Below are 10059 nucleotides of genomic sequence, written 5' to 3'. Positions count from 1 at the left end.
CCTCGGTGGCACACGCCACCGAGGGGCCCTGCCCGCTGTCCGTGCGCTCAGGCGACCAGGCCGGCGAGCTTGCGCAGCGACTCGTTCAGCGCCGCCGTCGCCGAGTCCTTCAGCTTCCCGGCCATCAGCGAGACCGCCGCGCCGGTGAACTCGCCGTCGATGCGGACCGTGGTCGCCGCGCCCTCGTCCGCGAGGGAGTAGCGGGTGCCGACGATCACCCCCATCGGGCCCTTGCCGCGGATGGCGAGGACCCGGCCGTCCTCCAGCTCCTCGACGGTCCACAGCACCTCGGCCGGGAAGCCCATGAGCTTCATGTTCTCGGTGAAGGTGGACCCGGCGGCCAGGGTCTCCGGGCCGCCGCCGGGGAAGTTGGTGTGGGTGGCGTTCCACTCTCCGTACGAGCCGAAGTCGGTGAGGCGTTCCCACACCTTCCCGGCCGGTGCCTCGATCCGTGCCTCCGCGGTGACTTCGGCCATGACGACCACCCCTTCACGCGTGCCCGCTGGGTTCTGGTGTCGCGGAACGTAGCCGGAGGGGCGTGAACATTCAATACTGATGAACCGTCAGTTCTGCGGCGGCCGGACCCGTACCGCCGATCCACCGGAACTCGGCCGCGTCGAAGGAGTCCGAGACGCGCGGACCGCCGTCCTCCTCGTGGCAGTGGAACGCGGCCCAGAACAGATCGCCCGGCAGCGCCTCCCGGGGTGCGTACACCCGGTACACGAACTGCCGGCCGTCGCACGCGGGCAGACCGACCATCCAGAACACACAGGAAGGACGATCGGCGGCGGCCCGTGGTTGCAACCGGGGCGCGAGGCAAGGCGGCGCGCGCCCCGGAGGGGAAATCGCCCGGATCTCCTCCCCGAGGAGGAGGAGGCGCGCGGACGCGCACGACTCCGGTGGGACGCGGACATGGTTCTCCCGTGGGATGACCCGGGCGGTCGCGGCTGATGAGGTGGCAGGGTGCACCCTTCCGTCCCGTCCCGGCCCCTCACGCCCCCGGCTGCCGCCGGGCCCGCGCCGCTCCTCGCCACCGTGCTCGGCGCCGCCCGCCGCCGGGCCCTGCGGGACGGCGACCGCCAGGTCGACACCGCCCACCTGCTGCACGCCCTCGTCGAGTCGGACCCGGAGGCCCGGGCCGCCTTCGACGGCGAGGAGCGGGTCGCGCGGGTCCTCGGCTACCTCGTCCAGCGTGCGATCGGATACGGGCTCCGCTGGCAGCGGTCCGCCGAGGGCGAGGCCGCCCCGCGCCCGCTGCCCGCCGTGCGGTCCGGGGAGGGGGAGCGCCGCCGCACCTCCCGCTGGTCGCCCGCCGCCGCGGCCGCCCTGGAGGAGGCGCTGCGGCGCGCCGCCGCGCGCGGCGAGGAGCAGCCCCACGGGCTCGACCTGCTGGCCGGGCTCGCCGCCGACCCCTCCAGCCGGGCCGGCGAGGTGCTGCGGCACGCCGGGATCGATCCGCCCGCGCTCGGTGCCCGCGCCGCGGCGCTCGCCTCGGTGATCGCGCCGTGCGGGTCCGGGGCGGGTGTGCTCGACGGTGAGGGCGAGGGCGAGGGGGCTCTCGGGCGGGAGGCGGAGGGCTGAGTTCCGGGGCGGGGAAGGGTTTCCCGGGGGCGCCGTCTCAACAGGTGCGACGGGGGTTACACGCCTGACCTGGTCCTGTCATGATGGCCCGATGCACGCGTCTCAGGGGAGAAGCGCCGGCCTGGGACTCGCCCTGGCCTCGGCCTTCGCATTCGGTGGTTCGGGAGTGGCGGCCAAGCCGCTGATCGAGGCAGGACTCGATCCGCTCCACGTCGTCTGGCTCCGGGTCGCCGGCGCCGCGCTCGTCATGCTGCCCGTGGCCTGGCGCCACCGGGGGCTGCTGCGCCGCAAGCCCGGCCTCCTCGTCGGCTTCGGTCTCCTCGCCGTCGCCGGCGTCCAGGCCTTCTACTTCGCCTCCCTCTCCCGGATCCCGGTCGGCGTCGCCCTCCTCATCGAGTACCTCGCCCCGGCACTGGTCCTCGGCTGGGTCCGCTTCGTCCAGCGGCGGCCGGTCACCCGCGCCGCCGCCCTGGGCGTGGTGCTCGCCGTCGGCGGTCTCGCCTGCGTCGTCCAGATCTGGTCCGGGCTGAGCTTCGACCTCCTCGGGCTGCTCCTGGCGCTCGCCGCCGCCTGCTGCCAGGTCGGCTACTTCGTCCTCTCCGACCAGGGCGCCGACGAGGCCGAACCCGCCGATCCGCTCGGGGTGATCGCGTACGGACTGCTCATCGGCGCGCTCGTGCTCACGGTGGTCGCCCGCCCCTGGGGCATGGACCCGTCCGTGCTCGCCGGCCGCGCCGACCTCGACGGGACCTCCGTGCCGGCCTGGCTGCTGCTCGGCTGGATCGTCCTCGTCGCCACCGTCCTCGCGTACGTCACCGGCGTGGTCTCGGTGCGCCGGCTCTCCCCGCAGGTCGCCGGGGTCGTCGCCTGCCTGGAGGCGGTCGTCGCGACCGTCCTCGCCTGGGTGCTGCTCGGCGAGCACCTGGAGGCCCCGCAGCTCGCCGGCGGCGCGCTCGTCCTCGTCGGCGCCTTCATCGCCCAGTCCACCGCACCCAAGGCGCCGTCCGAGGGGCCGGTCGCGGGCTCCGACGGCGAAGCCGGTGGCGGGGGCCTCCCGGCGGGGCGCGAGGGGGAGTTGTCGGGCCGAAAGCCCACCCCGTAGGGTGACGGCCATGCATGCGACCGTTCTTCCGCCGCCCGCCGCCTAGCGCGCGCGGCACCTTCCTCCCGAAGACGACCGACCGGGCTCGGGCGGGCGACCTTTCGCCCCCGAGCGGTCCGTCGCCGCCCGCGCGCGGAGCAGGCGACCACCCTTCACCCCGGTCCGTCCGCACGGACGACCGTCTTCACGGAGAAACCACGTGTCGAACCCGCACTCCCGCACCGCCGCGCACCCCGCCCTGCCCGTCGGGCGGAGCCTGGTCTACCTCGTCGTCGCCGGACTCGCGTGGGGCACCGCCGGCGCCGCCGGCTCCCTCGTCTTCCGGAACAGCGACATGGGCCCCCTCGCCCTCTCCTTCTGGCGCTGCGCCGGCGGGCTCCTGCTGCTCCTCGCCGTCCCGGCGCTGCGGCTCCTGAGGCCGGGGCGTCCCCGGACGGCCGCCACCGCGTCCGCTGCCGCCCCCGCAGGCCCGGCCGTCGTCGAGACGCGCCGGACGCGGCTGATCCGCATCGTCGGCACCGGGGTCGGACTCGCGGTCTTCCAGACCGCCTACTTCGCCGCCGTCGAGTCCACCGGGCTCGCCGTCGGGACCGTCGTGACCCTCGGGGCGGGGCCGGTGCTCATCGCGGTCGGCGCCCGCGTCACCATGGGCGAACGCCTCGGCCTCGGCGGCCTCGCGGCCGTCGTCGGCGCCCTCGCCGGGCTCGCCGTCCTCGTCCTGGGCGGCGGGGGAGCGGAGGTCCGGCTCGCCGGTGTCGGCTACGCGGTGCTCTCCGCCGGCGGATTCGCCTCCCTCACCCTGCTGACCCGGTGGCTCGGCCGCGCCGGCGCCGGCGCCGCCGGCTCGCTCGCGGGCACCGCGTGGACCTTCGGCGTCTCGGCGCTCGTCGTGCTGCCCCTCGCGGTGGCCGAGGGGCTGCTGCCGCACACCGAGGACGTGGTCCGGCTGCTGCTCCTGCTGCTGTACGTGGCGGCCATCCCGACGGCCCTCGCCTACGCGCTGTACTTCGCGGGCGCCGCGGTCGTCCGGGCCGCCACCGTCTCCGTGATCATGCTCCTGGAGCCGGTGAGCGCGGCGCTGCTCGCCGTCACCCTCCTCGACGAGGAACTGACGGTGACGACCGTGCTCGGCACCGTGCTGCTGCTCGCGGCCGTCACCGGGCTGGCCCTGGCCGAGGCGCGGTCGGCCGCGCGCCGTCGCCGGGCCGTCCGGCCCGCGGCCGTGTAGCGGTACCGTCCGCGCCGGCCGCCGGATCAGCCTTCGGCGGCCGGGCGGCGGAGTTGGTGGGTCCGGGCGGCGAGGTCGTTCGGACCGGCCCGTTCCGCGAGCCGGGCCGCGACCCGGGTCCGCACCTCGGGCGCTTTGTTGCCCCCGTACTTGAACTTCGCGCGCACCTCCGTCACCTCCAGGCTCAGCCCCCGGATGCCGGAGAGCAGCCGGCCGAAGGGCGCCTCGCCGGGCGCGACCCGCGCGGTCCCGCCGTCCGGCTGGAAGTGGCCGACCTGCCGGTTCAGCAGGTCGGCCTTCTCCGCGGGGTCGTCCACCACGCGCGCGACGCAGTGCAGTTGCACGGCCGCGTAGTACGAGGTCGGGGTCCCGTGCTCGGGGGGCGCGCCCTCGGGGGCCGTCCAGGGGCCGGGGACGTACACGTAGTCGTCGACGACGCTGAGCAGCACCCGCGGGTCGGCCTCCAGGGCGCGCCAGAGCGGGTTGGGGCGGGCGAGGTGGGTGAGCACCCTGCCGTGCGGGCCCGGCTCGGTCTCGTACCGGAAGTGCGCGGGCTGCACCAGGGGCGGCTCGCCGGGCAGGCCGTTGACGGCGATCTGGCCGAAGTCGTGGCGGGCGAGCCAGTCCTGCCACTCGGCCGGGTCGCCGGCGGCGTCCCAGGGGTGGATGAGCATGCCGTCCCCCTCAGAGCGCGGTCAGGTAGGCGGGCAGGGAGATCGCCGGGTCCAGGTCCGCCGACGGGACGGGGGTGCCGGTGCGCGGGGCGACCGGGACCACGCCCGCCCAGTGCGGCAGGGTCAGGTCCTCGGCGTCGTCGTTGGGGCCGCCGGCGCGGACCTTGGCCGAGACCTCCTCCAGGTCGAGCCGGATCACGGCGGTGGCGGCGAGCTCCTTGGCGTCGGCGGGCCGCGAGTCGGCCGCGCGGCCGGGGACGACCTGGTCGACGAGCGCGTCGAGCGCGGCGCGCAGCTCCTCGGGGTCGGTGACCTGGTGCGCGGTGCCGTGGACGACGACCGAGCGGTAGTTGAGCGAGTGGTGGAAGGCGGAGCGGGCCAGGACCAGGCCGTCGACGTGGGTGACGGTGAGGCAGACGGGGAGGCCGGTGTCGGTCTCGGCGTCGGTGTCGGGGGTCGGGGCCGGGACGCCGGCCATGCGGAGCGGGCGGGAGCCGGTGGAGCCGTGGACGTAGAGCCGCTCGCCTATCCGGCCGTAGAGGGTGGGGAGCACGACGGGCGCGCCGTCCCGTAGGAAGCCGAGGTGGCAGACGTACCCCTCGTCGAGGATCGCGTGGACGAGTGCCCGGTCGTAGGAGGCGCGCTGCCGGGAGCGCGTGGGCACGGTGCGGTCGGTGGGGGTGTAGCTGTCGGCGCTGCCCGTGGCGCTGGTGGTGGCGGTGCTGCTCATGGTTCGGCTCCCCTTGCCCCTTGTATTGCACTAGTGCATAATGTGGTTTGTGCTAGGAGAGTATCGGATCGAAGGTCGTCGCGCATCGGAGATCGCCGCCAGCGTGGAGCGGGGGGTGGGGGCCGGGGCGCTGGAGCCCGGCCAGGCGCTGCCGCCCATGCGGGAGTTGGCCGCCGAGCTGGGGGTGAACCCGAACACGGTCGCCGCCGCCTACCGGACCCTGCGGGAGCGCGGCGTCATCGAGACGGACGGGCGGCGCGGCAGCCGCGTCCGCCCCCGGCCGGCCACCACCGCGCGCGGCTCGCTGCGCGTCGAGGCGCCGCCGGGGGTGCGGGACATCAGCGGAGGCAACCCCGACCCCGCCCTGCTGCCACCGCTTCACGACGCCCTCGCCGAGGCGGCGCGGCGGTACGCCGTGCGGCCGGGCATGTACGGCGAGGCCCCCCTCGACCCCGACTTCGCGCGGCTCGCCCGCGCCGCGTTCGACGCGGACGGGGTCCCCGGCGGGCCCGTCGGCGTCGCCTCCGGCTCCCTCGACGCGATCGAGCGGGTCCTCGCCGCGCACCTCAGGCCCGGCGACGCCGTCGCCGTGGAGGACCCCGGCTGGGGCAGCCTCCTCGACCTCGTGCCCGCCCTCGGACTCCGTCCCGTACCCGTCGCCGTCGACGACGACGGACCGGTCGCGGCCCAGGTCGAGCGGGCGATCACCCGCGACGGCGTCCGCGCGGTGATCGTCACCGACCGGGCGCAGAACCCCACCGGCGCCTGCCTCGGCGCCGAGCGCGCGGAGCGGCTGCGACGGGTGCTCGCCGCGCACCCCGGTGTGCTGCTCGTCGAGGACGACCACGGCCACGGGATCGTCACCCGGCGCCTGCGGCCGCTCGCCGGGGTCACCGACCACTGGGCGCTCGTCCGCTCGGTCGCCAAGGCGTACGGGCCGGACCTGCGCATCGCCGCGTTCACCGGTGACGCCGAGACCGTCGACCGGGTCCTCGGCCGGCAGCGCCTCGGCCCCGGCTGGGTCAGCCGCCTCCTCCAGCAGGCCGTCGTCCACCTGTGGGCCACGGGGGCGGTCGACCCCGAGACCGTCGCCGACGCGTACGGGGAGCGGCGCGACGCCCTCGTCCGGGCGCTCGCCCTGCGGGGCGTGGAGGCCCACGGGCGCAGCGGCATGAACGTCTGGGTGCCGGTCGCCGACGAGACCGGCGCCGTCGCGCGGCTGCTCGCCGCGGGCTGGGCGGTCGCCCCCGGCGCCCGCTTCCGCATCGCCTCCGGCCCCGCCGTCCGCCTGACGGTCTCCCCGCTGTCCTCCCGGGACATCGCCCCGCTGGCGGACGCCGTGGCCGGAGCGGCGGGCCCGGCCCCCGCCCGGAGCTACGGCTGACGGGCGTCCCGGGGCCGGGGCGGTGTCGGACGGGTGTGGAAGAGTCCTCCGCATGACGACTCGGGAGCGGCGGGACGACGCGCGGCGCGCGATACGGGGACGGGACGCGTGGGAGGCCTTCGTGGTCCGGACCGACTTCGGCGACGAGGCCGCGTGGCGGGCGGTGCTCGCGGAGCTCGGGCGGCCGGACGGTGATGTCGATGTCGATGCCGATGCCGATGCCGACGTCCGGGTGCTCGACGCGCCGTTCTGGGCGGGGGCGAGCGTGGAGGAGGTGCTGGCCGCCGTGGAGGACGACGCCGGCCCGAGCGTCGTCTTCCTCGCCGACCGGCACACCATGGGGTCGCCCGTACGGGCCCTGCTCGCCGTCGACACGCTGGGGGAGGACGAGAGGGCGCTCGACCCCGACTTCTCCCAGGAGCTCGTCGAGTCGCCGGCGCCGCGGGAGTTCCGGCTCACGCCGTCCGCCGTCCACGGGGTCCACGCCAACCTGGAACTCGGCAACCTGGGGTTCGAGGAGTTCGCCGAGGAGGCGGCGGCGGGGGCCAGCGGGGTGCTGGGTCCCGCCTGATGCCTGATGCCTGATGCCTGATGCCTGATGCCTGATGCCTGATGCCGGACGCCGGACGCCGGACGCCGGACGCCGGACGCCGGACGTCGAGGTCAGGGTGACGGTGGCCGGGTGACCGGCCCGGCCGATCGGGCCCCGGGGCCGGTCAGGTGCGGCTCGGGGTCTTGAGGGGGGTCTTCGCCGGGGTGGGAGCGGGGTGGGCGGGGGCGGGGACCGGGGTCCGGGTGCGGCGGGAGGCGCGGGTCTGGGTGAGGGCCGCGCCGAGGAGGACGACGGCGGCGCCCACGGGGGTGTTCCAGCTGAGGTGTTCGTCCAGGAAGGCCACGCCCGCCGCCGTGGCGATGACCGGGATGAAGTACGTGACCATCGAGGCCGTCGTCGGGCCGACCTCCGCGACCACGCCGTACTGGAGCAGCATCGCGTAGCCGGTGCCGAGGGCGCCGAGGGCGATCACCGCGAGGAGCGGGAGGAGCTCGACGGAGTCGGGCAGGGTGGTGAAGAGCGGGGTGACGAGGGCCAGTTGCAGGGTGGCCACGCCGACCTGCGCGGTCGCCAGGGACAGGTGCGAGGAGCCGGAGCCGCTCAGGGTGCGGCGGACGTAGATCCAGCCGACGGCGTAGCTGAAGGACGCCAGCAGGGCCAGCGCCGTGCCCGTCACGTCGAGGCCGGAGAAGCCCTGCCACGCGCCGAGGACCGTCAGGACGCCGACGAAGCCGAGGCCGAGGCCCGCCGCGCGCACCCGGGTGGGACGGTCCTCCGAGAGCGCCACCAGCGAGAGGACCATGCCCCACAGCGGGGTCGTCGCGTTGCAGATCCCCGCCAGCGTCGACGGGATCGTCAGCTCCGCGTACGCGAAGAGCGAGAACGGCAGCGCGTTGAGCAGGAACGCCGCGACCGCCAGGTGACCCCAGGTCCTGGCCCCGCGCGGCAGCCGGTCCCGCTTCACCACCAGCGCCACGGCCAGCACCGCCGTACCGAAGAGCAGCCGGCCGAAGGTCACCTGGAAGGGCGCGAAGCCGTCCGTGCCGACCTTGATGAACAGGAAGCTGAAGCCCCAGATCAGGGCCAGCAGGCCGAAGCGGACCCGCCAGTCGAGGAGGGGCGAGGGGGTGGGGGCGGGGACGGCTTCGTGGCTCATGCACTCAGGGTGACGGGCACGACCTCGTAGGACAAGCGAGATTGTGTCGACCCTTTCCCTTAGCATTGCTTACATGTTGAACTTGGAGCGCCTGCGCACCCTCGACGCCGTCGCCCGGCACGGCTCCGTCAGCGGAGCCGCGGACGGCCTGCACGTGACGACCTCCGCTGTCTCCCAGCAGCTGTCCAAGCTGGAGCGGGAGGTGGGCCAGCGGCTCCTCGCCAAGAACGGGCGCGGGGTGCGGCTCACCGACGCCGGGCAGCTGCTCGCCGAGCACGCGGCCCGGATCCTCTCCCACGTCCAGCTCGCCCAGGCCGACATCGAGGCCCAGCGCGGCCAGGTCGTCGGCGAGGTGCGGCTCGTGGGCTTCCCGACCGCCGCGCGCGGCCTCTTTCCCGCCGCCCTGGCCGCCCTGCGCGCCCGCCACCCCGATCTGCGCGTCCGCACCGCCGAGTTCGAGCCCGAGCACGGGGTGCGGGCGGTGCTGCGCGGCGACGCGGACCTGGCGATCGTCCTGGACTGGAGCAACCGGCGGGCGCCGGTCCCGGGCGAGCTGGAGCGGGCCCACCTGCTCGACGACTCGGCGGACGTGGCCCTGCCGGCCGGGCACCGGCTGGCCGGGCGGGAGGCGGTGGACCTCGTGGACTTCGCCGACGAGGAGTGGGTGTCCTGGCCGGAGGGGGAGTTCTGCCACGACTGGCTGATGTTCACCCTCCGCTCCCAGGGCATCGAGCCCCGCATCGCCCACTTCGCGGGCGAGCACCACACCCAGCTCGCGCTCGTCGCCGCCGGACTCGGCGTGTGCGTGACGCCCCGGCTCGGCCGCCCGCACCCCGAAGGGGTCGTCTGCGTGCCCGTACGCCAGCAGATGCGCCGGCACATCTACGCCACCTGGCGCACCGACGCCGGCCGCCGGCCCTCCCTGCGCGCCGTGGTCGAGGCGCTGCGGGAGGCCGGGCGGCCGCACGCGGGCTGAGCCCGCCGCGGGGCGCGACGCCGGGGCGGACGCGGGTACCGGCGCCGCGACGCCGGGGTGCCGGGGTGCCGGGGTGGTGGGGTGGTGGGTGTGAGTGGTGGGGCCCGGGCCCGGGCGCGGGCCGTGGGGCCCGGGCGGGCGGGCGTGGCCGTGGGGCCCGGGCGGCGGGTGTGGGCTACAGCGTCGCGAGCTTGCGGAAGTCCCAGGAGGCGATCGCGTCCGGGGTCAGCCGGAGCCAGGCGTGTCGGCCGTCGTGCGGCATGGCGTCGAGGCCGAAGTTCCTGGCCGCGAAGAGGCGTTCCACCGCGTCGAGTTCCGGGCACGGCTCGCCCGTGCGCGGCGCCTCGCCGACGAAGACCGCCGTCCCCGACAGCTCGGCCCCGCGCAGCTCGCCGTACTCCTCGCCGTCGTCGACCAGGACGGAGAGCCTGGGATCGGCCCGCAGCTCGGACCAGCGGCGGCTGCGGGTCAGCGAGTAGAGCCAGAGCGAGGTGCCGTCCCACGCGTACCAGAGCGCGCTGAGGTGGGGGCGGCCGTCGGCGGAGACGGTCGCGACCCGGCAGGTGCGCTGTTCGGCGAGGAAGGAGTCGAGCTCCGCCGGGGTCATCATGATCCGGCGGCCATGGCGCTGTGCGACGGTCATCGTCCGCACCCTTCTGGATTTCTGATGAGACG

Annotated in this window: 12 protein-coding genes; 6 read left to right on the top strand and 6 right to left on the bottom strand. The window is 75.8% G+C overall.

Features of this window, described 5'->3' with window-relative positions:
- Positions 1 to 47 precede the first annotated feature (47 nt).
- Positions 48 to 476 (bottom strand): SRPBCC family protein, encoded by a 429-nt coding sequence (locus ACFQ8C_RS24060; protein WP_383461149.1) that lies wholly within the window; start codon positions 474 to 476, stop codon positions 48 to 50.
- 70 nt (positions 477 to 546) lie between these two features.
- Positions 547 to 768 (bottom strand): hypothetical protein, encoded by a 222-nt coding sequence (locus ACFQ8C_RS24055; protein WP_383461147.1) that lies wholly within the window; start codon positions 766 to 768, stop codon positions 547 to 549.
- Positions 769 to 963: 195 nt separating this feature from the next.
- Between ACFQ8C_RS24055 and ACFQ8C_RS24050 the strand changes: the two genes are divergently transcribed.
- The 3 genes from ACFQ8C_RS24050 (at position 964) to ACFQ8C_RS24040 (ending at position 3911) form a co-directional block, all read left to right on the top strand.
- Positions 964 to 1581: a Clp protease N-terminal domain-containing protein gene (locus ACFQ8C_RS24050; RefSeq protein WP_383461144.1), complete on the top strand. Its 618-nt coding sequence runs from the start codon at positions 964 to 966 to the stop codon at positions 1579 to 1581.
- Between the two features lie 91 nt (positions 1582 to 1672).
- On the top strand, positions 1673 to 2683 hold the full coding sequence (locus ACFQ8C_RS24045) for a DMT family transporter (protein WP_383461142.1): 1011 nt from the start codon (positions 1673 to 1675) through the stop codon (positions 2681 to 2683).
- A 199-nt stretch (positions 2684 to 2882) separates the two neighbouring features.
- Complete coding sequence (locus ACFQ8C_RS24040) at positions 2883 to 3911, top strand: DMT family transporter (protein ID WP_383461139.1); 1029 nt, start codon at positions 2883 to 2885, stop codon at positions 3909 to 3911.
- Positions 3912 to 3937: 26 nt separating this feature from the next.
- On the opposite strand, the gene ACFQ8C_RS24035 is transcribed toward ACFQ8C_RS24040, so the two are convergent.
- Both ACFQ8C_RS24035 and ACFQ8C_RS24030 read right to left on the bottom strand, forming a co-directional pair.
- Entirely contained in the window at positions 3938 to 4585 is a 648-nt protein-coding gene (locus ACFQ8C_RS24035; RefSeq protein WP_383461137.1) for an FMN-binding negative transcriptional regulator, read from the bottom strand.
- Between the two features lie 10 nt (positions 4586 to 4595).
- Positions 4596 to 5315, bottom strand: a complete 720-nt coding sequence (locus ACFQ8C_RS24030; RefSeq protein WP_383461134.1) for a pyridoxamine 5'-phosphate oxidase family protein — start codon at positions 5313 to 5315, stop codon at positions 4596 to 4598.
- A gap of 49 nt (positions 5316 to 5364) precedes the next feature.
- Here ACFQ8C_RS24030 and ACFQ8C_RS24025 point away from each other — a divergent pair, with 49 nt between their 5' ends.
- Both ACFQ8C_RS24025 and ACFQ8C_RS24020 read left to right on the top strand, forming a co-directional pair.
- Positions 5365 to 6699, top strand: a complete 1335-nt coding sequence (locus ACFQ8C_RS24025) for an aminotransferase class I/II-fold pyridoxal phosphate-dependent enzyme (protein ID WP_383461131.1) — start codon at positions 5365 to 5367, stop codon at positions 6697 to 6699.
- A gap of 52 nt (positions 6700 to 6751) precedes the next feature.
- On the top strand, positions 6752 to 7270 hold the full coding sequence (locus tag ACFQ8C_RS24020) for a DUF6924 domain-containing protein (protein ID WP_383461128.1): 519 nt from the start codon (positions 6752 to 6754) through the stop codon (positions 7268 to 7270).
- Positions 7271 to 7415: 145 nt separating this feature from the next.
- On the opposite strand, the gene ACFQ8C_RS24015 is transcribed toward ACFQ8C_RS24020, so the two are convergent.
- Complete coding sequence (locus ACFQ8C_RS24015; RefSeq protein WP_383461125.1) at positions 7416 to 8408, bottom strand: DMT family transporter; 993 nt, start codon at positions 8406 to 8408, stop codon at positions 7416 to 7418.
- Positions 8409 to 8481: 73 nt separating this feature from the next.
- Here ACFQ8C_RS24015 and ACFQ8C_RS24010 point away from each other — a divergent pair, with 73 nt between their 5' ends.
- Positions 8482 to 9384, top strand: coding sequence for a LysR family transcriptional regulator (locus ACFQ8C_RS24010; protein ID WP_383461122.1), 903 nt, complete (start codon positions 8482 to 8484; stop codon positions 9382 to 9384).
- A gap of 175 nt (positions 9385 to 9559) precedes the next feature.
- On the opposite strand, the gene ACFQ8C_RS24005 is transcribed toward ACFQ8C_RS24010, so the two are convergent.
- Positions 9560 to 10027: a pyridoxamine 5'-phosphate oxidase family protein gene (locus tag ACFQ8C_RS24005; RefSeq protein ID WP_383461119.1), complete on the bottom strand. Its 468-nt coding sequence runs from the start codon at positions 10025 to 10027 to the stop codon at positions 9560 to 9562.
- Between the last annotated feature and the right edge of the window lie 32 nt (positions 10028 to 10059).

This window comes from Streptomyces sp. NPDC056503 (assembly GCF_042794995.1).
GTDB lineage: Bacteria > Actinomycetota > Actinomycetes > Streptomycetales > Streptomycetaceae > Streptomyces.
Note: the sequence above shows the minus strand (reverse complement) of the source record. Positions and strands in the feature narration are given on the sequence as shown.